19 protein-coding genes are annotated in these 21,259 nt (G+C 67.6%); 10 read left to right on the top strand and 9 right to left on the bottom strand.

Translation table 11 applies throughout. The annotated features are described in order from the left end of the window. Window positions 1–48 precede the first annotated feature (48 nt). The 7 genes from Q331_RS0108360 (at window position 49) to Q331_RS0108330 (ending at window position 5,093) form a co-directional block, all read left to right on the top strand. The gene (locus tag Q331_RS0108360) at window positions 49–438 is read left to right on the top strand and encodes a YkvA family protein (protein WP_245615557.1); all 390 of its coding nucleotides are present in this window, start codon (window positions 49–51) and stop codon (window positions 436–438) included. Window positions 439–683: 245 nt separating this feature from the next. Further along, window positions 684–1,181, top strand: coding sequence for an invasion associated locus B family protein (locus tag Q331_RS0108355; RefSeq protein WP_026380307.1), 498 nt, complete (start codon window positions 684–686; stop codon window positions 1,179–1,181). A gap of 130 nt (window positions 1,182–1,311) precedes the next feature. Then, window positions 1,312–2,523 carry a 23S rRNA (adenine(2503)-C(2))-methyltransferase RlmN gene (rlmN, locus tag Q331_RS20650; RefSeq protein ID WP_084174928.1) on the top strand — a complete coding sequence of 404 codons (1,212 nt, stop codon included), beginning with the start codon at window positions 1,312–1,314 and terminating at the stop codon, window positions 2,521–2,523. A gap of 10 nt (window positions 2,524–2,533) precedes the next feature. After that, window positions 2,534–2,941 carry a hypothetical protein gene (locus tag Q331_RS20645; RefSeq protein WP_034491551.1) on the top strand — a complete coding sequence of 136 codons (408 nt, stop codon included), beginning with the start codon at window positions 2,534–2,536 and terminating at the stop codon, window positions 2,939–2,941. 81 nt (window positions 2,942–3,022) lie between these two features. Further along, window positions 3,023–3,649, top strand: coding sequence for a LemA family protein (locus Q331_RS0108340; protein WP_034491550.1), 627 nt, complete (start codon window positions 3,023–3,025; stop codon window positions 3,647–3,649). A 16-nt stretch (window positions 3,650–3,665) separates the two neighbouring features. Beyond that, a complete protein-coding gene (locus Q331_RS0108335; RefSeq protein ID WP_034491548.1) occupies window positions 3,666–4,391 on the top strand; it encodes a TPM domain-containing protein in 726 nt (241 codons plus the stop codon). A gap of 9 nt (window positions 4,392–4,400) precedes the next feature. Further along, the gene (locus Q331_RS0108330) at window positions 4,401–5,093 is read left to right on the top strand and encodes a TPM domain-containing protein (RefSeq protein WP_034491546.1); all 693 of its coding nucleotides are present in this window, start codon (window positions 4,401–4,403) and stop codon (window positions 5,091–5,093) included. An 18-nt stretch (window positions 5,094–5,111) separates the two neighbouring features. Here Q331_RS0108330 and Q331_RS0108325 read toward each other — a convergent pair whose 3' ends face one another. Beyond that, window positions 5,112–5,690, bottom strand: a complete 579-nt coding sequence (locus tag Q331_RS0108325) for a peroxidase-related enzyme (RefSeq protein WP_026380303.1) — start codon at window positions 5,688–5,690, stop codon at window positions 5,112–5,114. A gap of 94 nt (window positions 5,691–5,784) precedes the next feature. On the opposite strand from Q331_RS0108325, the gene Q331_RS20640 reads away from it, so the two are divergent. Continuing rightward, window positions 5,785–10,665, top strand: a complete 4,881-nt coding sequence (locus Q331_RS20640) for an NAD-glutamate dehydrogenase (RefSeq protein WP_051630848.1) — start codon at window positions 5,785–5,787, stop codon at window positions 10,663–10,665. Here the strand turns inward: Q331_RS20640 and purH are convergent. The 4 genes from purH to htpX all read right to left on the bottom strand — a co-directional run bounded on the left by purH (window position 10,636) and on the right by htpX (window position 16,475). Continuing rightward, window positions 10,636–12,240 carry a bifunctional phosphoribosylaminoimidazolecarboxamide formyltransferase/IMP cyclohydrolase gene (purH, locus tag Q331_RS0108315; protein ID WP_051630844.1) on the bottom strand — a complete coding sequence of 535 codons (1,605 nt, stop codon included), beginning with the start codon at window positions 12,238–12,240 and terminating at the stop codon, window positions 10,636–10,638. The two genes, Q331_RS20640 and purH, sit on opposite strands and share 30 nt — an antisense overlap. Window positions 12,241–12,294: 54 nt before the next feature. Continuing rightward, on the bottom strand, window positions 12,295–13,965 hold the full coding sequence (locus tag Q331_RS20635; RefSeq protein WP_084174912.1) for a heparinase II/III family protein: 1,671 nt from the start codon (window positions 13,963–13,965) through the stop codon (window positions 12,295–12,297). Between the two features lie 82 nt (window positions 13,966–14,047). Further along, entirely contained in the window at window positions 14,048–15,499 is a 1,452-nt protein-coding gene (locus Q331_RS0108305) for a transcription antitermination factor NusB (protein ID WP_084174910.1), read from the bottom strand. Between the two features lie 22 nt (window positions 15,500–15,521). Further along, complete coding sequence (gene htpX, locus Q331_RS0108300) at window positions 15,522–16,475, bottom strand: zinc metalloprotease HtpX (RefSeq protein WP_026380300.1); 954 nt, start codon at window positions 16,473–16,475, stop codon at window positions 15,522–15,524. 123 nt (window positions 16,476–16,598) lie between these two features. Here htpX and Q331_RS24390 point away from each other — a divergent pair, with 123 nt between their 5' ends. Together Q331_RS24390 and Q331_RS0108290 are read left to right on the top strand one after the other, a co-directional pair. After that, window positions 16,599–16,901: a DUF1674 domain-containing protein gene (locus tag Q331_RS24390; RefSeq protein WP_407637769.1), complete on the top strand. Its 303-nt coding sequence runs from the start codon at window positions 16,599–16,601 to the stop codon at window positions 16,899–16,901. Window positions 16,902–17,066: 165 nt separating this feature from the next. Further along, entirely contained in the window at window positions 17,067–17,486 is a 420-nt protein-coding gene (locus tag Q331_RS0108290) for a thermonuclease family protein (protein WP_245615562.1), read from the top strand. On the opposite strand, the gene Q331_RS0108285 is transcribed toward Q331_RS0108290, so the two are convergent. The 4 genes from Q331_RS0108285 to Q331_RS0108270 form a co-directional block, all read right to left on the bottom strand. After that, window positions 17,483–17,998, bottom strand: coding sequence for a L,D-transpeptidase (locus tag Q331_RS0108285; RefSeq protein ID WP_026380297.1), 516 nt, complete (start codon window positions 17,996–17,998; stop codon window positions 17,483–17,485). The genes Q331_RS0108290 and Q331_RS0108285 overlap by 4 nt on opposite strands. A 230-nt stretch (window positions 17,999–18,228) precedes the next feature. Then, window positions 18,229–20,187: an acetate--CoA ligase gene (acs, locus tag Q331_RS0108280; RefSeq protein WP_026380296.1), complete on the bottom strand. Its 1,959-nt coding sequence runs from the start codon at window positions 20,185–20,187 to the stop codon at window positions 18,229–18,231. A gap of 164 nt (window positions 20,188–20,351) precedes the next feature. Next, window positions 20,352–20,768 carry a DUF1761 domain-containing protein gene (locus tag Q331_RS0108275; RefSeq protein ID WP_026380295.1) on the bottom strand — a complete coding sequence of 139 codons (417 nt, stop codon included), beginning with the start codon at window positions 20,766–20,768 and terminating at the stop codon, window positions 20,352–20,354. A gap of 53 nt (window positions 20,769–20,821) precedes the next feature. Beyond that, on the bottom strand, window positions 20,822–21,259 hold the full coding sequence (locus tag Q331_RS0108270; protein ID WP_026380294.1) for an EVE domain-containing protein: 438 nt from the start codon (window positions 21,257–21,259) through the stop codon (window positions 20,822–20,824).

Genomic DNA, 21,259 nt, shown 5'->3' with positions numbered 1-21,259 from the left:
TTCGGGCCCTACCTGCGCTTACCTGACGTTGCAGCGACAGGAGACGTGATGGCCCGCAGCGTGCCGGAGATGGAAATTTTGGGTCCGGAAGACGCCGCCGAGAAGGAGGCGCGCATCCGCCGCGCCTTCTGGCCGACGGTCAGAAAGGCGCTGCGCGCCATCCCGTTCATGCCGGAGGTGGTGGCCGCCTATTACGCCATGCTCGATCCCAGAACGCCGATGCGCGCCAAGCTGACGGTCGTCGGCGCGCTCGCCTATTTCGTCGCCCCCTTCGACATGGTGCCCGACATTCTTCTCGGCGTCGGCTTTCTCGACGACGCCTCCGTCCTTGCCGCCGCGCTTGCCGCCGTCTCCTCCTCCATCCGCGAGGAGCATCGCGAGGCGGCGCGCAGGGCGCTTGCGCAGGAGACGGACGGGGCGGCGGCTGAGCATGCCTGAGCCTGGCCGCCGCTTTCCGGCCCCGACGTCAAAATCTGGCCGCTTTTGGCGTAACAAACCGTGCCCAGCCGCACCGCGCGCGCCAAACTGGCCGGCAACGGGACGGCATGTGAACGCTCTTGTGCGTCAAGATGCTGGCGTTCATGATTTAGTAACCCTGACGACCCATGTGTGAAGGGTGCAAGGGCCTCGGCCTTGCTTGGGCGCGGGGTCAACGACTGCAAACCATCTGATGCGGGACAGGCATGCTACGGACACTCCTCACCAGCGCTTTTCTGCTCGCTGCGACGACAGCCTTCGCTCAGACGCCGAACTCCCTCGGCCAGTTCAACGACTGGACCGCCTGGAGCTATCCCGGCGAGAATGGCACGGTCTGCTTCATCCATTCGGTCCCGAAGAGGGAGATGCCGTCCGACCTCAATCATGGCAAGGTTGCCTTCTTCGTGCGCACCAGCCCGTCGGAGAACATCTCCAACGAGGCCAATTTCGTCGTCGGCTATCCCTTCGAGGAGAAGTCGACGGTGACGGTCGATATCGACGGCAAGAAGTTCACCATGTTCACCAAGGGCGACAGCGCCTGGCTGTTGAACGCCGCCGAGGAGCCTGAGCTCTTCGCCGCCATGAAGGCCGGCAAGTCGATGAAGATCAGCGGCAAGTCGCGTCGCGGCAACGAGACGACCTACGAATATTCGCTCTCCGGCGTCACCGCCGCGAGCAACAAGGTCAGCGCCACCTGCAATTGACGCCGCCGCCCGGCCTTGGCCGGATAGCGGCCTGATCTGACGGGCCATCCCCGGAACGCGCCGGGGCGTGGCCCGTTTTCGTTCCGCCGCGCCTATGGTAGGAGCGGCGCGAAGATACCAGATGAACGCCATGAGCCTTGACACCCTCGCCGCGGAGCGACGGGAGCCGACCGCGCATCCCTCCACCTCCGCCAAGCCGTCGCTGATCGGCATGGACCGCGCCGCGCTCGCCGCGGCGCTCGGCGCCATCGGCGTGCCGCAGCGTCAGCAGAAGATGCGCAGCGCCCAGCTCTGGCACTGGCTATATCTGCGCGGCGCCGCCTCCTTCGACGCCATGAGCAATGTCGGCCGCGATCTGCGCCAGGCGCTGGCGGAGCATTATTCCATCCTGCGACCGGAGATCGTCTCCGAGCAGATTTCGGTCGACGGCACGCGCAAATGGCTTTTCCGCTTCCCGCCCGAAGGCGCCGGCCGGCCGGTCGAGGTGGAGACGGTCTACATTCCGGAGGAAGGCCGCGGCACGCTGTGCGTCTCCAGCCAGGTCGGCTGCACGCTCACCTGCCGCTTCTGCCATACCGGCACCCAGCGCCTGGTGCGCAATCTGACCGCCGGCGAGATCGTCGCCCAGATCATCGCCGCGCGCGAGCGCATCGGCGACTTCCCCGATCTTGCGACGCCGGAAGGCGCCATCGTCCCCGCCGAGGGGCGTCTTGTCTCCAACATCGTCATGATGGGCATGGGCGAGCCGCTCTACAATTTCGACAATGTGCGCGAGGCCTTGCGCATCGCCTCCGACGGAGAGGGCCTTTCCCTGTCGAAGCGCCGCATCACCCTGTCGACTTCCGGCGTGGTGCCGGAGATTGCCCGCACCGGCTCCGAGATCGGCTGCATGCTGGCGATCTCGCTGCACGCGGTGCGCGACGAGCTCCGCGACGAGCTGGTGCCCATCAACAAGAAATGGCCGATCGCCGAGCTTTTGCAGGCCTGCCGAAACTATCCGGGCCTCTCCAACGCGCGCCGCATCACCTTCGAATACGTCATGCTGAAGGGCGTCAACGATTCACTCGCCGAGGCGCGCGAGCTGGTGCGGCTGCTGAAGGGCATTCCGGCCAAGATCAACCTCATCCCCTTCAATCCCTGGCCGGGCAGCGCTTACGAATGCTCCGACTGGGACCAGATCGAGCTCTTCGCCGAGGTGGTGAACCGGGCTGGCTACGCCTCGCCGATCCGCACGCCGCGCGGGCGCGACATCTTCGCCGCCTGCGGCCAGCTCAAGAGCGCCAGCGAGCGACTGACAAGGCGCGAACGCGAGACGCAGGGGCTCGTGGAAGCCGGCGCCTGAGCCCATTCGCATGTCCCGCCTCTGGCGCATTCTCATCCTCGTTCCGCTCGGCTTCGTCCTCGCCTGCTGGGCTGCCGCGGCCGTGCTTTTCTTTTCCGTGCCGCCGGCGTTGCAGCCGGGCGAGACCGTGCTCGACTACCTCGCCAAGGCGGGGCTCATCTCCTTCGTCGCCGCCTTCGTCGTCGGCGCCGTCGCCGGCATTCCCGCGCTCTTGATGATTCTCTTCGCCGAGAGCTTCGGCTGGCGCTCGCTCCTTCTGCACCTTCTCTTCGGTGCGGGCCTCGGCGCCGCCGCGATCCTCCTCGGCATCGCCGCCGAGCCGCCGGCGAGCGCGCGCGAAGTCACCGTCTTCGCCGCCGCCGGCGCCGTCGGCGGCTTCGTCTATTGGCTTCTCGCCGGACGGCGGGCGGGCCGCTGAGGCGTTTCGCCGGCGTCTTGCCGCTTGCGCGGCGCGGCGGCGGCATTACCTTGCGCCCGGCATCTTCCGGAGGATTCGACGATGCGCCCCGTACTTGCCCTTCGTTTTGCCGTGCTCTTCGTCGCGGCGACATTCCTTGCATCCTGCGGCATCAACGCCATCCCCACCTATGAGGAACAGGCCAAGGCCGCCTGGAGCCAGGTGGAGAACCAATACCAGCGCCGCGCCGATCTGGTGCCGAACCTGGTGGAGACCGTCAAAGGCTTCGCCGCCCAGGAGCGCGAGGTCTTGACCGCCGTGGTGGAAGCGCGCTCCAAGGCGACGCAGACCAATCTTCAGGTCGACCCGACCGATGCGGAGGCGATGCGCCGCTACCAGGAGGCGCAGGGCGAGCTCGGAGCCGCGCTCGGCCGGCTCCTCGCTATTACCGAGAACTATCCGGACCTGAAATCCAACCAGAACTTCCTCGCCCTGCAGTCGCAGCTGGAAGGCACGGAGAACCGCATCGCCGTCGCCCGGCGCGACTATATCGAGGCGGTGCGCCAATATAACACCGAGCTGAAGACCTTCCCGGGCCGGCTCTGGGCGATGACGCTCTATTCCGGCAACGAACCGATGGCCAATTTCGAGACGGCGCCGGAGAACGCCGCCCCGCCGCAGGTCGATTTCGGCACCGGCGCGGCCCCCGCCGGCCAGCCGGCCAACTGAGCTTCTGCCCGGAAAATTGCGCTTTCTTCCTGCCCTTTTCCTGCTTCTCGTCCTCGCCGTGCCGGCGGCGGCGCAGGATTTCCCGGCCCTCACCGGTCGCGTCGTCGACCAGGCGGAGCTTTTGACGCCGGAGGAGGAAGCGGAGCTGACGAGCCTGTCGGAAGGGCTGGAAAGCCAGACCACCGACCAGTTCGTCGTCGTCACCGTCGCCTCGCTCGATGGCCGCTCCATCGAGGAATACGGCGTCGCGCTCGGCCGCGCCTGGCAGATCGGCCAGAAGGACAAGGACAACGGCGTCCTCCTCCTCGTCGCCCCCAACGAGCGGCAGGTCAGGATCGAGGTCGGCTACGGCCTTGAGCCGGTGCTGACCGACGCCATCGCCAAGCTCATCATCGAGGGTTCCATCATTCCGCGTTTCAAGGCGGGCGATTTTCCCGGCGGCATCAAGCGCGGCGCGGAGGATATCGTCGCCGTCCTCGGCGGCGATCGCGAGGCCTGGCTGGAGCGCGCCAAGAGCCGCGTGCCGGAAGAGGATATCGGCGCCACGATCTTCACCCTCATCTTCTTCGCGGTCTTCTTCATGATGGTGTTCTCCGGCCTCTTCGGCGGCGCCGGACGGCGCGGCAGGCGCGGCCCGGTGGTTCTGGGCGGGCCTTCGGGCGGCGGCTGGTCCTCCGGCGGTGGCGGCTTTTCCGGCGGCGGCGGCTCCTTCGGCGGCGGCGGCTCCTCCGGAAGCTGGTAGGGAAAGGCAATGGGCATTTTGACCGAGGCCGAGCACGCGCGCATCGCCGATGCCATCCGCGACGCCGAATCGCGCACCGCCGGCGAAATCTTCGCCGTGCTCGCCGCATCGAGCGATTCCTACCGTTTCATCCCGCTCCTATGGGCGGCGCTCGCCACCCTCTTCGCCGGCATCGCCGCCGCCTTCCTCTACCCGCTTGTGGAGGGCTTCCTCGCCGCGCCCCCGCCGGGCGGCGAATGGCTCGCCCAGGCGCAGGATTACTGGGGCGAGGGGCTCGATGCGCGCACCCTCGCCGCCGGCCAGATCGTCCTCTTCCTCTCCCTTGCCCTTCTCGCCTCCCTGCCGGGGCTGCGGCCCTGGCTCATCCCCGGCTTCGTGCGCCGCCAGCGCGCCGAGCGCCATGCCATGCAGCAGTTTCTGTCGCACAATCTGCACGGCACGTCGCAGCGCACCGGCATCCTCATCTTCGTTTCGCTCGCCGAGCGCTACGCCGCGGTGATCGCCGACGAGGGCATCAACGCCAAGGTCGATCAGGCGGTGTGGGACGAGCTCGTGGAGCGGCTGATCGCCGATATCCGCGCCGGCGATATCGCCGAGGGACTGCTTGCCGCCGTCGCCAGCTGCGGCGACATTCTCGCCGAGCACGTTCCGGCGAGCAGAGGCAATCCGAACGAGCTGCCCGACAACCTCGTCGAGCTCTGAGGCGGCGATGGCAAACGCTTACCGCGCCTGACCATGATACTCCGGATTCGGGCGCATATCGCTCGCCGCCGCGAGCCGGTTCGACATGTTGAAGAAGGCCGCCACCGCGGCGATGTCCCAGATGTCGCGGTCGGAAAACCCGGCATCGCGCAGCCCCTGCCTGTCATCCTCCTCGATCGCCTCCGGCTGCTCGGTCAGGAGCACGGCGAAATCGAGCATCGCCTTCTGCCTTTCCGAGAGCTCGGCGGCGCGATAATTCATCGCCATCATCTCGCCCAGCGCCGGATCGCCGGAAAGCGCCCGCACCGCCGCGCCATGCGCCGTCAGGCAGTAATAGCAATGGTTCACCGAGGAGACGACGACGGCGATCATCTCCCGCTCCAGCTTGGAGAGCCCGCTGTCGCCGAGCATCAGGTCGTTGTAGAAATCGGTGAAGGCGCGCAGCTTCTTCTCGTCGAAGGCGTAGGCCTTCAGAACGTTGGGGACGAGGCCGAGCTTTTCCTCGCATTTGGCGAAATAGGCCGTCGTCTCCGCGCTGAGCGGTTCGGCCATCGGCAGATCGAGCGCCGTCACACGCCCGCCGCAAGCCTTTTCCATAGAACGTCTCCAGTCTTGAAGGTCATCCGCGCTCCATGTGATCCTGCCGAGCGCCGCTGCACAAGCCCACGAGCGGGCGACAAAGAGGAAGCCGATGCCGGATCGCTACGAGCCTGAGAAGAAGAAACGCATCCAGGCGACCAAGAAGCTCCTCGGCCAGGAGCCGGACGGCAAGACGCTGCAGCGCTTTGCGGACATCTTCTTCGCCCATTCCGCCGGCGAGGATATCGCGCTCTATCCGCCTGACAGCCTCGCCGGCATCGTCAAGGCGGCCTTCGGCTTCATCGCCGAGCGCGATCCGGAGGTACCCAAGGTGGCGCTGCGCGACATCGACGCCGCCGACGAGAAGGGCCGGCCGGTGACCGCCATCGATATCATCGGCAGGAACCGTCCCTTCATCTTCGATTCCGTCATCGGCGAGATCCAGGCGACCGGCCAGCCGATCCGCCTCGTTCTGCACCCCATCGTGGAGGTGGAGCGCGACGAGGCCGGCAGGCTGACGCACTTTTCCCAGGCCGGCCGGGAAACCAAGCCCAAGACGGAGCGCGAGAGCTATCTGCATATCGAGATCGCCCGTCTGCCCGACGAGGAGGCCAAGGCCGCCCTGGAGGCCTCGCTGAAAAGCCTCCTGCAGGAGGTGCGCGTCGTCACCACCGATTGGCGGGCCATGCGCGCCCGTCTGCGCATGGCGATCCGCGACTACCGCAAGGACCCGCCGCAGCTGGACGAGGAGGAGCTTGAGGAAGCGATCGCGCTGCTGGAATGGCTGGAGGACGACAACTTCACCTTCCTCGGCATGCGCGAGCTCTCCTACGACACCAGCACCGGCGAGAGCCTTGAGGCGAACGATGGCGAAGGGCTCGGCCTGCTGCGCGATCCGCAGATGAAGATTTTGCGCCGCGGCGGTGAACTGGTGACCATGACGCCGCAGATCCGCGAGTTCCTCCTCAGCCCCGAACCGCTGATCATCATCAAGGCGAACGTCGTCTCGCGCGTCCACCGCCGCGACTACATGGACTATATCGGCGTCAAGATTTTCGACGAGGAAAATCGTGTAACCGGCGAATTAAGGGTGGTGGGCCTGTTCACCGCCACCGCCTTCACCCGCTCCGTCCAGTCGATCCCCTTCATCCGCCGCAAGGCCGAGCGGATCATCGCCAGGGCCGGCTTCGATCCCCTCAGCCATTCCGGCAAGACGCTGTTGAACATCCTGGAGAGCTTCCCGCGCACCGAGCTCTTCCAGGCGGACGTGGAAACGCTCTTCGACCAGGCGATGGCGGTCTTGCATCTGCAGGAGCGGCCGCGCGTGCGCGCCCTCATCCGCGCCGACCGTTTCGGCCGCTTCGTCTCCGTCCTCGTCTACGTGCCGCGCGAGCGCTATTCCTCTGATATCCGCGCGGAGATCGGCGAGGCGCTCGCCGAGATGTTCGCCGGCCATGTCTCCGCCGCCTTCCCCTCCTTCCCGGGGGGACATCTGGCGCGCGTCCATTTCATCATCGGCCGCAACCCGGTGCCGGAGGATGGCGCCGAGAGCGCCGATCCGAGCCAGGGCGATGTGGAGACGCGCATCCGCGACATCACCCGCACCTTCGAGGACGATCTGCGCGAGGCATTGGCGAACGCCTTCCCGCATGAGACCGGCCTTTTCGCCGAATACCGCGAGGCCTTCGGGCGCGAATACCGGGCCACCTACACCGCCGAGGATGCGGTCAAGGACATTCATATCGGCCGCGGCCTTGCCGGTCAGTCGATGATCGCGGCACATTTCCGCAGCCGCGTGGAGGGCGGGCTGGAGCGCACGCTGTTGCGCTTTCACCATCTGGAAACGCCGATCCCGCTGTCGCGCCGGGTGCCGCTGCTGGAAAATCTCGGCTTCGCCGTCGTCAACGAGCGCACCTATCTGGTGCGGCCCGCCACCCGGCCTGCCGTCTATATCCACGACATGACGCTGAGCCCCAAGAGCGGCAGGCATGAAGCCATCGGCCCGGCCGCGCCGCGCCTGGAGAAGGCGATCCGCGCCATCTGGAACGGACGCGCCGACAATGACGGCTTCAACGCCCTGGTGCTCGAGGCCGGTGTCACCTGGCGCGAGGCGGCGCTCCTGCGCACCGTAGGCCGCTATCTGAGGCAGACGCAGCTTCCCTATTCGCTCGACTACATCTGGGACACGCTGTGCCGCAACGACGAGATCGCCTGCCTCCTGGTGGCGCGCTTCGCCGCCCGCTTCGACCCGGCGATCGAGGAGCGCGAAAAGGCCGAGGAGGATGCCGACAAGGCGCTCGACAAGGCGCTCAACGCCGTCGTCAGCCTCGACGACGACACCATCCTGCGCGCCTGCCGCGCCGTCATTCTCGCCACCAAGCGCACCGACTATTACACGCTCGACGCCGATGGCGAGCCGCCGCTCGCCATCACCTTGAAGCTGAAGCCGCGCGATCTGCCCTTCCTCGCCCCACCACGACCCTTCCGCGAGATTTTCGTGCATTCGCCCCAGGTGGAAGGCGTGCATATGCGCTTCGGCCCGGTGGCGCGCGGCGGCCTCAGATGGTCCGACCGGCCGCAGGATTTCCGCGTCGAGGTACTCGGCCTGGTCAAGGCGCAACAGGTGAAGAACGCCGTCATCGTCCCGGTCGGCGCCAAGGGCGGCTTCTTCCCGCGGCTCTTGCCGGCCGAAGGTTCCCGCGAGGCAATCTTCGAGGCCGGCCGCGAGGCCTATATCGCCTTCGTCGACCGGCTCTTATCGGTCACCGACGATCTTGAGGGCGACGGCGTGGTGCCGCCGCAGCGCATCGTGCGCCACGACGAGGACGATCCGTATCTCGTCGTCGCCGCCGATAAGGGCACAGCCTCTTTCTCCGACACCGCCAACGCCGTCTCCGAGGCACGCGGCTTCTGGCTCGGCGACGCTTTCGCCTCCGGCGGCTCGGCCGGCTACGACCACAAACAGATGGGCATCACCGCGAAGGGCGCCTGGGAGGCGGTGAAGCGGCATTTCCGCGAGATGGATGTCGATATCCAGGAACAGCCCTTCACCGTCGCCGGCGTCGGGGACATGTCGGGCGACGTCTTCGGCAACGGCATGCTTCTGTCCAAGGCGATCCGGCTGCTGGCCGCCTTCGACCACCGCGACATCTTTCTCGACCCCGATCCCGACCCGCAGACGAGCCACAAGGAGCGTCGCCGTCTCTTCGCCTTGGGCCGCTCCTCCTGGCAGGATTACGACGCCAGACTCATCTCCAAGGGCGGCGGCGTCTTCTCCCGCAAGAGCAAGTCGATACCCCTGTCGCCGCAAATCTCCGCGCTTTTAGGCCTGCCCGGCCCTTCGGCCCGGCCGAACGAGGTGATCCGCGCGATTTTGAAGATGCAGGTCGATCTTCTCTGGTTCGGCGGCATCGGCACCTATGTGCGCGCCCCGCACGAGAGCGACGCGGAGGTCGGCGACAAGGCCAACGACGCCATCCGCGTCACCGCCGCCGAGCTCGGCGCCAAGGTCGTCGGCGAGGGGGCGAACCTTGCCATGACCTCGCAGGCGCGTGTCGCCTACGGCCTTGCCGGCGGACGCTGCAACTCCGACGCCATCGACAATTCCGGCGGCGTCAACTCCTCCGATCTTGAGGTCAACATCAAGATCGCCTTCGCGCCGGCCTTGCGCACCGGCCGCCTGAAACGCGCCGATCGCGACAAGCTGCTGGCGGAGATGACCGACGAGGTCGCCGAACTGGTTCTCAGGAACAATTATCAGCAGACCCTGGCCATCAGCCTGGAATCCTTGCGCGGGCGGGAAAATCTCGCCCATCAGGCGCGGCTGATGAACGATCTGGAGGAGGACGGCTATCTCGACCGGGAGGTGGAATTCCTGCCCGACAATGCCCGCCTCGCCGAGCGCGGGGCGCAGGGCCAGCCGCTGACGCGCGCCGAGATCGGCATCCTTCTCTCCTACACCAAGATCTCACTCTTCGACGATCTGGTCAGAAGCGACCTGCCGGACGACGCCTATCTTCTGCGCGAGCTGACACGCTATTTCCCCGAGCGCATGCAGGCGCCTTTCACCGAGGAGATCGCCGGCCATCGCCTGCGCCGCGAGATCATCGCCACGCAGGTCGCCAATTCGCTGATCAACCGCGGCGGGCCAACCGTGCTGGTGCGTCTGCGCGACCGCACCGGCGCCTCCGCGGCCATGGTCGCCCGTTCCTACACCGCCGTGCGCGACGCTTTTTCGATGCAGGGCCTGCATGCCGGCATCGACGGGCTCGACAACCGCATCTGCGGCCAGCTTCAGCTGGAGCTCTATCGCGATGTCCAGGATGTCCTCATCGACCGCATCGGCTGGTTCCTGCACAATGTCGATCTATCCGCCGGCATCGCCGCGGTGGTGGAGCGCTACCGCGCCACGCTGGCGGCGCTACGCCCGATCCTGCCGGGCCTGTTGCCGGAATTCGCTGCCGAAGCGGTCGCCGCACGCCAGGCGGCGTTCTCCAGGGCGGGCGTGCCGGCCTCGCTCGCGGCGGAGCTGGCGCTCCTGCCGGAGCTGGCGAGCGGCACCGACGTGGCGCTGGTGGCCGAGCGCTGCGGCCGCGATCTGGAAGCGGCGGCCGCCGCCTATTACGCCATCGCCGAGCGCTTCTCCTTCGCCAAGCTCGATGCCATGATCGCCAATGTCGACACGTCGGACTACTACGAGCTCCTGGCGATTGAGAAGGCGCGCGACAGCCTGTCGGCCGCCCATCGCGCCCTTGCCACGGACATGCTCGCCCATGCCGGTTCCGCAGCGCCGGACCTGGCGCACTGGGAGGAGGAATCCGGCCGCCGCGTGGAGGCCACGGCGGCGCGCGTCGCCTCCATCCTCGCCGACGGCCGCGCCACCACGGCGAAGGCGACGATCGCTGCCGGCCTTCTCATGGAGCTGGCCGAGCAGCAGGCCGCCGCCTCCTGCACCGATCCGCGGCTAGTGGCGGAAATGGCGAAGGCCAGTTAGCACCATGGCCAGCCCCGCCTCGTCGGCGGCCGCGATCACCTCTTCGTCGCGCAGTGAGCCGCCCGGCTGGATGACGGCGCTGGCGCCGGCCTCCGCCGCCGCCATCAGCCCGTCGGCGAAGGGAAAGAAGGCGTCGGAGGCAACCACCGAACCTTCCGTGAGCGCCACTTCCTCGCCCGCCTGACGGGCCGCCTCGGCCGCCTTCCAGGCGGCGATCCTGGCCGAATCGACGCGGCTCATCTGGCCGGCGCCGATGCCGACGGTCGCCCCGTCCTTGGCGTAGACGATGGCGTTCGACTTCACATGCTTGGCGACGCGGAAGGCGAAGAGAAGGTCGGCAAGCTCGCCCGGGCTCGGGGCCCGCTTGGTGACGACCTTCAGATCCGCCTCGCTGACCTGCGCCACATCCGCCTCCTGAACGAGCAGGCCGCCGGCGATGGAGCGCAGGATGATGCCCTCCGCCGGGCGCATCTCGCCTGTCAGCAGCAGCCGCAGATTAGGCTTTGCCGCGAAGATGTTCAGCGCCTCCTCGTCGGCGTCCGGCGCGATCACCACTTCGGTGAAAAGCGCGGTGATCGCCTTGGCCGCTTGTGCGTCGAGGGGACGGTTCGCCGCGACGACGCCACCATAGGCGGAGACCGGATCGCAGCGCAGCGCCTTCTGATGGGCCTCGGCAAGAGACGCGCCGCTGGCCACGCCGCAAGGATTGGCGTGCTTGATGATGGCGATCGCCGGCCGGGCGGGATCGAGGTCGGCGACGAGCTGATAGGCCGCGTCGGCATCGCCGAGATTGTTGAAGGAGAGCGGCTTGCCGTTGGCGAGCCTGGCGCTGGCGGCGCCGGGGCGCGCGCCGTCGAGGCGATAAAGCGCCGCCTTTTGATGCGGGTTCTCGCCGTAGCGCAGCTCCGCGGCGCGCTCCGCCGAAAGGCTGAGACGCTCCGGAAAGAGCGTGCCTTCCCGTTCGGCGAACCAGCCGGCGATCGCCGCGTCATAGGCCGCGGTGCGCGCGAAGGCCTTGCCGGCCAGCTCCTGGCGCAGCGCCCTTTCCACGCCGCCGGCCGCCACCTCTTCGGCGACGCGGCCGTAATCGGCCGGATCGGTGACGACGGCGACGAAGGCGGCGTTCTTCGCCGCGGCGCGGATCATCGCCGGCCCGCCGATATCGATATTCTCGATAATCTCCAGCGGATCGTCGCTTCTCTGCGCCGTCGCCTCGAAGGGATAGAGGTTGATGGCGACGAGATCGATCGGCGCGATACCGTGCTCGCGCATGGCCGCGACATGCTCCGGCGCATCGCGCACGGCCAGGATGCCGCCATGCACCGCCGGATGCAGCGTCTTCACCCGCCCGTCCATGATCTCTGGAAAACCGGTGACCTCCGAGACATCGGTCACGGCAAGGCCGGCCTCCTTCAGCGCCTTGGCCGTGCCGCCGGTGGAGAGAAGCTCCACCCCCGCCGCCGCGAGCGCCTTGGCGAAGTCGGTAGCGCCGGTCTTGTCGGAGAGCGAGATGAGGGCGCGTTTCACCGCCAGCCTGGCGGGTCCGGATGAGCCTTTGTGAGAGGAAGCCGCCATGAAGCGTCTCGGCCTTTCTGTCAGAGATCGGAGGGTTCGGCCGCTCTTAACCCCTCAGGCGAGACGCGCAAGCCTCCATTCGACGCAAGGCGCCTCGCCCACCTCCCCCGAAAGCACGATCTGCAGGCTGCGCTGCGCCCCGCGCGAGGGCGAGAAGATGGCGCTTTCCTCGATCGCCAATGGCGCGTTCGCGGTGAAGCGCCAATGCGTGCCGTCGCCGAGAACGAGGTCGATATGGCCGGCCTCTTCCTCCTCCGCGAATTCGGCGGTGACGCCAGGCTCCAGATGGAAACGGATGTCGTAGGGCGTGTGCGGCGGACCGCTGCCCTCGAAGACGTCCTGCCCGGCAAGGGCGAGCCCGTCCGCCGCCAGAACCAGGCGGCGGCGATGCACGAAGCCGAGGCTCTTGGAATAGCCGTCATGGGAGAGCTGCAGACGGATGGTTCCGTCTGGTTCGGCACGGCGCTCGCGCTCCACCTTGCGCGGCCCGCCGACGATGAGAACCCGGTCGCCTTCCGCCTGCAGATGGCTGGAGGAGGTATCGGCGAGCGTTGCCGTGGAATGCGCGGCCGTCTGGCGCGCCGCCTGGCGCAGCGCCTCGTAGCGGGCTTGCGGCACGCCGCAATTGATCACCAGGCGGTGGTTGCCATGCGAGAACTCGAAGGCGAGCGTGCCGGCATGCGCCTCGCCGCTGAAGTCGAGCGGCGGCGGCGGGCCGGCATCGACGATGAGAACGCTGTCGCCGGCCTCCAGGCGCTCGAAGCCTGAATAGGGCGCCGAGGCGACGGGCTTGCCGAGCGCCTCGTCATAGGCGAGCACGGTGGAGAGCTGGTCGCGCGCGCCCGCCGAGGCGCCGTTGAACTGGGCGACGGCGCCGTCGCTATGGCGGAAGAAGCGCAGCATGGGCATGGCCCGGTCGACGGCACCGAGCAGCGCTGCCGGCGGGTTCTGGCCGCGCGCCACGATGGTCTGGCGCAGCGGCAGCAAATCCAGCAGCGCTTCCAGGATCGCCGCCGGGTTGCGCGTCACATGCCCGCCATCGGTAAGGAACTGGGCGGTGATCTCCTGCTCCACTCGCTCCAGCCCGCGCTTGGCGAGCCGCTCCTGGCGCGACAGGCACAGCCCGGCCATGGCGAGCGCCACCGCCACCTGCAACCGCTTCAGCCCCGGCTCGGCGGCGAGGTAGGATTTTCTGAGATAAGCGGCGTGCTTGCTAAGGGCGCGCACGAAGGAACGGTAGAGATCGTGATCGGCACCTTCCAGGATGAGATTGGACTGCGACAGGAAGGAGATGAGCCGCCTTGCGGCGATTTCCGGGCGCCAGGCGACGGCGCCGTGCCGCCGCTCCCTGTCGAGCCAGTCGACGACGATGGCCTTGGCGTTGGAGCGCGCCACGGGCGTCGCAGCCGCCTTCAGATGCCTCAGCCAGCCGAAGCCGTGCAGGACCGCTTCCCAATCGCTGCTCGGCGGCACCACGTCGAAAGGCGAGCTGCCTTCCGTCTCGACCGATTGACCGGCAAAGGCGAAGCGGCCGGAATAGATTTCCTCCGCGATGGTCGGATCGGCGGTTCTCAGATCCGGCGGCGCGATCAGCAATTGCGACCGCGCCCCGCCGCCTGCCCAGCCCGGCAGGCCGATCAGCGTCGTCAGGCGAAGCCGACGCCCCATCCGCTCGGCACGCGAACGGTTCAGCCGCCATCTGTCACCCGGCGCAATCTGTGCCATGTTTTGGCGCTATAGTGCTTTGTGATTCGTGGCAAGCAAGTGTGCGCGCGGCGGCAAGCGGCGCCGCCCCGTTATCCAGCGTCTAGAGCCTTCGCCAGCGCGCCGCGAAAAAGCCGTCCATGCCGGCCCGGCCCGCCTCGCCCTCGCCCTCGCCGATCGGCATGCCCGGCAGGCTGCGGAAATAGCCTTCCGGCGTGAGAAAGCCGTCAAGCCAGGGAAACTCGGCCTCGTTCAGCGGCAAGGCGCGCAGCTCCTGCTGCGCCGCCGAGAAGGCTCGCGCCTGCGCCTCGCCCTCCTCCGGCTCCAGCGAGCAGGTGGCATAGACGAGAACGCCGCCGGGCTTCAGCCAGCCGCCGACGCGCGCGAGCATTGTCGCCTGCAACGCAGCGAGCGCGCCGATTTCATCCGGGCGCTTGGTCCACACAAGATCGGGATGGCGCCGCGCCGTGCCCGTCGCCGTGCAGGGCGCGTCGAGAAGGATGGCGTCGAAGGGCTCGGCCGGCCGATAGGCGAGAATATCGGCCTCCACCAGCTCGGCCGAAAGGCCAAGGCGCGAGAGGTTGCCGGCAAGCCGCTTCAGGCGCGCGGCGGATTTTTCGATGGCCGTCACCTTCGCCCCCGCGGCCGCGAGCTGCGCCGTCTTGCCCCCGGGCGCGGCGCACAGATCGGCGACGCGCTTGCCGCGCACATCGCCGAGAAGCCGCGCCGGGATGGAAGCGGCCGCGTCCTGCACCCACCAAAGCCCGTCGTCGTAGCCGGGCAGAGCCGAGACGGCGCCGCCGCGCTCAAGCCGCACGGTACCGGTCGGCAGGACCCTGCCGCCGACGAGCGCCGCGACCTCCTGCGGCGCGCCGCGCGCGGAAAGGTCGAGGGGCGGCGTCTCGCCATGGGCTTGAAAGATCGCTTCAGCGCGCGCCTCGCCCCAATGGGCGAGCCAGCGCGCCTTGAGCCATGCGGGCGCGTTGTCGGAGGCATCTGCCGCGCGCAGCACCTCCTGGCGTTCGCGGGCGATGCGCCGCAGCACCGAATTGACGAGACCCTTGGTGCGCGCCGTGCGCCGATCGCGGCCGGCGGCGGTGACGGCAAGATTGATCGCCGCATGGTCGGGCACGTCGAGAAAAAGGATCTGCGCCGCGCCGAGATGGAGGAGCGCGGAGAGCCTGTGCGCCTTTTCGTCCAGCGGGCGTTCCAGGCGGCGGGCGACCGCCGTCTCGATTTCGCCGCGATGGCGCAACGCCGCCTCCAGCATGGCCCGCACCAGCGCCTTATCGGGCGCCGACAGCGCCTTGAAGCCCGGAGGCGCGGACTCCAGCAGCGCCGGCAGCGGCGCCCCGTCGCGGACGACCTTGAGGAAAATGGCGAGCGCCGCCTCGCGTGCCGCCAGGCCCGGCGCCGCCGCCTGCGGCCTGGTGCCGGTCTTTTCGCCGCGGCCGCGTGAACGCGGCGCCGCGCGCCCCTTACCCGGCCGCTGAGGCTTGGCGCGCGCGCCTTGCCGCTCTTTCAAACCGGCGCCGCGCGCCTTTTCCTCGCTCAAGATAGTTCAGCCGAGAAGCGCGTCATCCCCAGGGCCCTGCGCGCCGGCGCGCCCCGCCGGAGGCGCCCCAGGGACCGGTGCCGCCGGAGCCGGTTGGCGCTCCGCGCGAAAGCTGCGGCCCGGCCGAGATACCGCCGGAGCGGGCGATCTCCTCCAGCGCCGCGATGCGGTTCTCCGTCGCCGGATGGGTGGAGAAGAGATTGTCCATGCGCTCGCCGGTCAGGGGGTTGATGATGAACATATGCGCCGAGGCGGGATTTTGCTCCGCGCTCATCATCGGACGGCGCTTCACGGCGCCGGCGATCTTGGCAAGGGCGGAGGAAAGCCACAAGGGGTTGCCGGCGATCGCCGCGCCGTCGCGGTCGGCTGAATATTCGCGCGTGCGCGAGATGGCCATCTGCACCAGCATCGCCGCGAATGGCGCCGTCAGCGCCGCAAGCAGCACGCCGATGAAGCCGAAGGGCGAGTTGTTGTCGCGCGAGCCGCCGAAAAAGAGGGCGAAATTGCCCAGCATGGCGATGGCGCCGGCGAGCGTTGCGGTAATCGTCATGGTCAAAGTGTCGCGGTTCTTCACATGCGCTAGCTCGTGCGCCATGACCCCGGCGACCTCCTCGGGGCTGAGTTCGCGCAACAGGCCGGTGGTCGCGGCGACCGCCGCGTTGTCCGGGTTGCGGCCGGTGGCGAAGGCGTTCGGCTGGTCGCTGTCGATGAGGTAGACCTTGGGCATCGGCAGCTCGGCGCGGGCCGCCAAATCCCGCACCATTGCGTAGAATTGGGGCGCCGAGCGCTCGTCGACCTCGTGCGCATTGTGCATTCTGAGAACGAGCTTGTCGGCGTTCCAGAAGGAGAAAAGGTTCATCGCCGCGGCGACGATGAGAGCGATCACCGCGCCGCCCGATCCGCCGATCAGGTAACCGACACCCATGAAGATCGCCGTCATCGCGGCGAGAAGCATGGCGGTCTTCATCATGTTCATGCTCTTGGGCTCCGCAGAAAAAATGCGTTATGCTCGCCTTTATCTTGTGTGCGGCCGGCCCGCCTTCAATAACAAGTCGGCGAGAACGGCTTGGGGGGCGCCGCGCAGAAGGGGGGAAAGACGATGAGCGAGCTTTCACGTCACAGCTTGGCGGGCGGCGCAGCCGATCGGCACGTCTACGGGGCGACCGGCGATATCCGCTCGTCTGCGACAGACAGCGAGGAGGAAGGCATGGCTCCCGCCGAAAGGCAAAGCCGTATCGCCGAAGCCGCCAAGAGGGCGCTCGCGGAAGCGGAGGAGCGCCGCGCCGAACTCACCGAGCGCGCCCGCGAGGCGGCCCCGCTGACGGAGTTCCACGGGCCGACCGGTCCGGAGCCGGTGCGCTACGGCGACTGGGAGCGCAAGGGCAAGGCGGTCGATTTCTGAGCCTTGCCCGGTGCATGCCTGAACCGGCCGCCCTGGCGGGACCGGACCGCGCGCCTCTCCTGAGGGTATAAGCGTGCCCTTCCCCGGCGGCGGGGCGCACGCTATGATAGGAATATGTTCCTGTCACCCACGATTCGGCCGGTCCTTGCGCTTGTTTTGGCTGCCATGCTCGCCCCGCCCTCGCCGGCGGCCGAGCTGCCCGGCCCTTACCGCGCTTTCGTCGAGCGGGTCGTCGACGGCGACACGCTGGCGGTTCGCGCCACCATATGGCTCGGCCAGGAGGTGAGGGTGCTGGTGCGCCTGCGCGGCGTCGACGCGCCGGAGCTGCGCGCCGCCTGCGCCAGGGAGCGGGCGATGGCGAAGGCCTCCAAGGCGGCCTTGGCGGAGCTTCTGGGCGAGGGCGCCGTGACGCTTTCAAGCATCGACGCCGATAAATATGGCGGCCGCGTCGTCGCCGATGTCGCCAGGGCCGACGGGGCGGATCTGGCCGCGCTGTTGCTCGCGGCCGGCCATGCCCGCCCCTATGGCGGCGGCAGCCGCGCGCCGTGGTGCGTGGCGCGCGCGAAGCTCGAAGATCCGCGCTAAGGCAGCACCACCACCGGCGTTCCCACGCGCACCCGCTCGAAGAGGTCGACGATATCGCGATTGTACATGCGGATGCAGCCATAGGAGACGTAGCCGCCGACCGAGCCGGGCCGGTTGGTGCCGTGGATGGCGTAGGAGCCGCGCGCCAGCGTCATCGCCCGCGGCCCGAGCGGGTTGCGCGGCCCCGGCGGGATAAGGTCGGGCAGGGTGGGAATGTCGCGTTTCACCTCGGCCGGCGGCGAGAAGATGGGATCGACGACCTTGCGGGTGATGCGGGTGCGGCCCGACCATTGCTTGCCGCGCCGGCCGACCCCGACCCGGTAGCGCACCGCCTTGCCGCCCGTCATGACGAGGTAGAGCCGCCGCTCGCCGGTCTTGATGACGATGGTTCCCGGCCGATAGCTGTCGGCGAAGCTCACCGTCTCGCGGGCCTGCGCCCCGGTCGACACCAGCGCCGCAAGCATGCCTGCCGCCACCGCCGATACGGCGGCGATCGTCCATCCCCTTTGCATCGCCTTCCCCCAGAGATGCCCTGTTTTCGGCAATTATGCCTCGGCACCTTCCGTGGCGGCAGCAAATCCTCCGGGTTTGGTTTAGAATCTAAGTAAATTGCATCGGCCCGCCTGACCCGGAAAGGGACGACGCCGAAAAGCGTGAGCAACGCGGCGGGCAAAAGGCGGTGAGCGCCAGCAATCAAGGGCGGGACGAGGCCCGCCCTTCTTCAGCCGCGCTTGCGGCCCGCTCAGCCGGCGCGGTTCTGCCGGTGCTCCACCAAATCCTCGACGACGGCCGGCTCGGCCAGCGTGGAAGTATCGCCGAGATTGGAGAAATCGTCCTCCGCGATCTTCCTCAAGATGCGGCGCATGATCTTGCCGGAGCGGGTCTTCGGCAGACCCGGCGCGAACTGGATGAGGTCCGGCGAGGCGATCGGTCCGATTTCGGAGCGCACCCAGTCCCGCAGCTCCTTCTTCAATTCCTCGGTCGGCTCCTCGCCCGCCATCAGCGTCACATAGCAGTAGATGCCCTGCCCCTTGATGTTGTGCGGATAGCCGACGACGGCCGCCTCGGAGACCTTCGGATGGGCGACCAGCGCCGATTCCACCTCCGCCGTGCCCATGCGATGGCCGGAGACGTTGAGCACGTCGTCGACGCGGCCGGTGATCCAGTAATAGCCGTCCTCGTCGCGCCGGCAGCCATCGCCGGTGAAGTACATGCCCTTATAGGTGGTGAAATAGGTCTGCACGAAGCGCTCGTGGTCGCCATAGACGGTGCGCATCTGCCCCGGCCAGGAATCGAGGATGACGAGGTTGCCCTCCCCCGCGCCTTGCAGGAGGTTGCCTTCGTTGTCGACCAGGGCCGGTTCCACACCGAAGAAGGGCTTGGTGGCCGAGCCCGGCTTCTGATCGATGGCGCCCGGCAGCGGCGTGATCAGGATGCCGCCGGTCTCCGTCTGCCACCAGGTATCGACCACCGGGCAGCGCTCGTCGCCGACGACACGGTAATACCATTCCCAGGCTTCCGGGTTGATCGGCTCGCCCACCGTGCCGAGCAGCCGCAGGGATTTGCGCGAGGTCTTCGTCACCGCCTCGTCGCCTGCCCCCATCAGGGCGCGAATCGCCGTCGGCGCGGTGTAGAAGATGTTGACGCCGTGCTTGTCGACCACCTCCCAGAAGCGCGAGCCGGAAGGATAGTTCGGCACGCCCTCGAACATCAGCGTCGTCGCCCCGTTCGCCAGCGGCCCGTAGACGATATAGGAATGGCCCGTCACCCAGCCGACATCGGCCGTGCACCAATAGATGTCGCCGTCATGGTAGTCGAAGACGTATTGGTGGGTCATCGACGTATAGACGAGATAGCCGCCGGTCGTGTGCAGGACGCCCTTCGGCTTGCCGGTGGAGCCGGAGGTATAGAGGATGAACAGCGGGTCCTCCGCGCTCATCTCCTCCGCCGGGCACTCGGCGGAGACCTTCTCCACCTCCTCGTGATACCAAAGATCGCGACCTTCCTGCATGGCGACGTCGCCACCGGTGCGGCGCACCACCAGGACGTGGCGGACCGAGGCGCCGTCCTTCTCGGCCCGCTCGATCGCCTTGTCGGTATTGGCTTTCAGCGGGATTTTGCGCCCGCCGCGCAAGCCCTCATCGGCGGTGATGACGAAATCGGAGCGGCAATCCTCGATGCGGTTGGCCAGCGAATCGGGCGAGAAGCCGCCGAAGACGACCGAATGGATGGCGCCGATGCGCGCTGAGGCGAGCATGGCATAGGCCGCCTCAGGGATCATCGGCATATAGATCGTCACCCGGTCGCCCTTCTTCACGCCGCGCGCCTTCATCACATTGGCGAGCCGGCACACATGCTCGTGGAGCTCGCGATAGGTGATGTGCTTGTCGTCGGCGGGCTCGTCGCCCTCCCAGATGATCGCCACCTGGTCGGCCCGGCTGGCAAGGTGCCGGTCGATGCAATTGGCCGAGGCGTTGAGGGTGCCGTCCTCGAACCATTTGATGGAGACGTTGTGATAGTCGTAGCTGGTGTTCTTCACCTTGGTGAAGGGCTTCATCCAGTCGATGCGCTCGGCATGCTCGGCCCAGAACCCTTCCGGGTCCTTCAGCGAGCGCGCATACATCTCCTCGTACCTCGCCTTGTCGATAAAGGCGCGCTCGGCCCAGTCCGAGCTGACGGGATAAACTTTCGCGTCCGACATGAGAAGCCTCCCCAGAATGTCGTTCGGCGGGGCGCACGCCCCGGCTCGTGGACCGGCATTATGCTGAGGCCGGCCCGCCTGTCCATGCCGCCAACCTCGCACTTTCGGCGGAGCCTCGCCTCAGGCGGGAGCTGCCGCCGCCCAAGGCCGGCTTGCCGCCCTCCCTACACCCCGAAGGCGCCGATGATCAGCCCCTGAAGCATCATCACGCCGAGCCAATGGCCGGCATCTATGAAAGTCAGCGACCAGGGCAGGAGCTGGTAGCGGTGGTTGATGGCGAGAGGCACCAGGGTGAAGCTGGACCAGACGAAGAAGGCAGAAGCGAGGGAATTGACGATGGTCACGGGGCCGATATGGCCGATAAGCCCGGCCAGCATCAGGGCGAGGAAGAGCTCGCCGCTGAGGGAGATGAGGAAGGGCGAGCGGTCGAGCCGGCCGTGCTCACCGCGGATCTCGTCGGCGGTCAGCCCCGTCGCATGCATCCACAGCTTGGAAAGCGTCATGTACCAGACGGCGCCGAAGATGAAGGAGGCGATACCCGCGAGGAAGACGGCGATGTAGTTGATGCCAGCAAAGGCCATCTAAATCTCCTCCTCTAGCTCTACGCGGCGGCCGGAACCGTGCCGGCGCCCGCTCAACCCGCCTTTACCTCGTTGGCGTCGAGCCCGCCGAGCGCGCAGATGATCTGGAACTCGTTCCAGCTCACCGGCTGCACCGAAAGGCGGGAATTCTTCACCAGCACCATGTCGTCAAGCCGCCCGTCCGCCTTGATGTCGGCAAGCGTCACCGGCTTCTTTAGCGGTTTGACGGCTTTGATATCGACGCATTCCCACTTGCCCGTCTTGTCGGTGGAATCGGCATGCGCCTCCGCGCTCACCTCCACGATGCCGACGACGGCCTTCTCGTTGACCGAATGATAGAAGAAGCCGCGCTCGCCCACCTTCATGGCGCGCATATTATTGCGCGCCTGGAAGTTGCGCACCCCGTCCCATTCCTGTCCCTTCTCGCCGACCTTCACCTGATCCTCCCATGACCAGGTATGCGGCTCCGATTTGAACAGCCAATACGCCAT

It is taken from the genome of Afifella pfennigii DSM 17143 (genome assembly GCF_000688515.1).
GTDB classification, from domain to species: domain Bacteria; phylum Pseudomonadota; class Alphaproteobacteria; order Rhizobiales; family Afifellaceae; genus Afifella; species Afifella pfennigii.
This window is presented reverse-complemented; position numbering and strand designations above follow the sequence as displayed.

Bases quoted from the DNA above. Each gene is read 5' to 3' on its own strand.
- Q331_RS0108360 (WP_245615557.1), top strand. From the start codon at position 49: ATGGCCCGCAGCGTGCCGGAGATGGAAATTTTGGGTCCGGAAGACGCC.
- Q331_RS0108355 (WP_026380307.1), top strand. From the start codon at position 684: ATGCTACGGACACTCCTCACCAGCGCTTTTCTGCTCGCTGCGACGACA.
- rlmN (WP_084174928.1), top strand. From the start codon at position 1,312: ATGAGCCTTGACACCCTCGCCGCGGAGCGACGGGAGCCGACCGCGCAT.
- Q331_RS20645 (WP_034491551.1), top strand. From the start codon at position 2,534: ATGTCCCGCCTCTGGCGCATTCTCATCCTCGTTCCGCTCGGCTTCGTC.
- Q331_RS0108340 (WP_034491550.1), top strand. From the start codon at position 3,023: ATGCGCCCCGTACTTGCCCTTCGTTTTGCCGTGCTCTTCGTCGCGGCG.
- Q331_RS0108330 (WP_034491546.1), top strand. From the start codon at position 4,401: ATGGGCATTTTGACCGAGGCCGAGCACGCGCGCATCGCCGATGCCATC.
- Q331_RS0108325 (WP_026380303.1), bottom strand. From the start codon at position 5,690: ATGGAAAAGGCTTGCGGCGGGCGTGTGACGGCGCTCGATCTGCCGATG.
- Q331_RS20640 (WP_051630848.1), top strand. From the start codon at position 5,785: ATGCCGGATCGCTACGAGCCTGAGAAGAAGAAACGCATCCAGGCGACC.
- purH (WP_051630844.1), bottom strand. From the start codon at position 12,240: ATGGCGGCTTCCTCTCACAAAGGCTCATCCGGACCCGCCAGGCTGGCG.
- Q331_RS20635 (WP_084174912.1), bottom strand. From the start codon at position 13,965: ATGGCACAGATTGCGCCGGGTGACAGATGGCGGCTGAACCGTTCGCGT.
- htpX (WP_026380300.1), bottom strand. From the start codon at position 16,475: ATGAACATGATGAAGACCGCCATGCTTCTCGCCGCGATGACGGCGATC.
- Q331_RS24390 (WP_407637769.1), top strand. From the start codon at position 16,599: ATGAGCGAGCTTTCACGTCACAGCTTGGCGGGCGGCGCAGCCGATCGG.
- Q331_RS0108290 (WP_245615562.1), top strand. From the start codon at position 17,067: ATGCTCGCCCCGCCCTCGCCGGCGGCCGAGCTGCCCGGCCCTTACCGC.
- Q331_RS0108285 (WP_026380297.1), bottom strand. From the start codon at position 17,998: ATGCAAAGGGGATGGACGATCGCCGCCGTATCGGCGGTGGCGGCAGGC.
- acs (WP_026380296.1), bottom strand. From the start codon at position 20,187: ATGTCGGACGCGAAAGTTTATCCCGTCAGCTCGGACTGGGCCGAGCGC.
- Q331_RS0108275 (WP_026380295.1), bottom strand. From the start codon at position 20,768: ATGGCCTTTGCTGGCATCAACTACATCGCCGTCTTCCTCGCGGGTATC.
- Q331_RS0108270 (WP_026380294.1), bottom strand. From the start codon at position 21,259: ATGGCGTATTGGCTGTTCAAATCGGAGCCGCATACCTGGTCATGGGAG.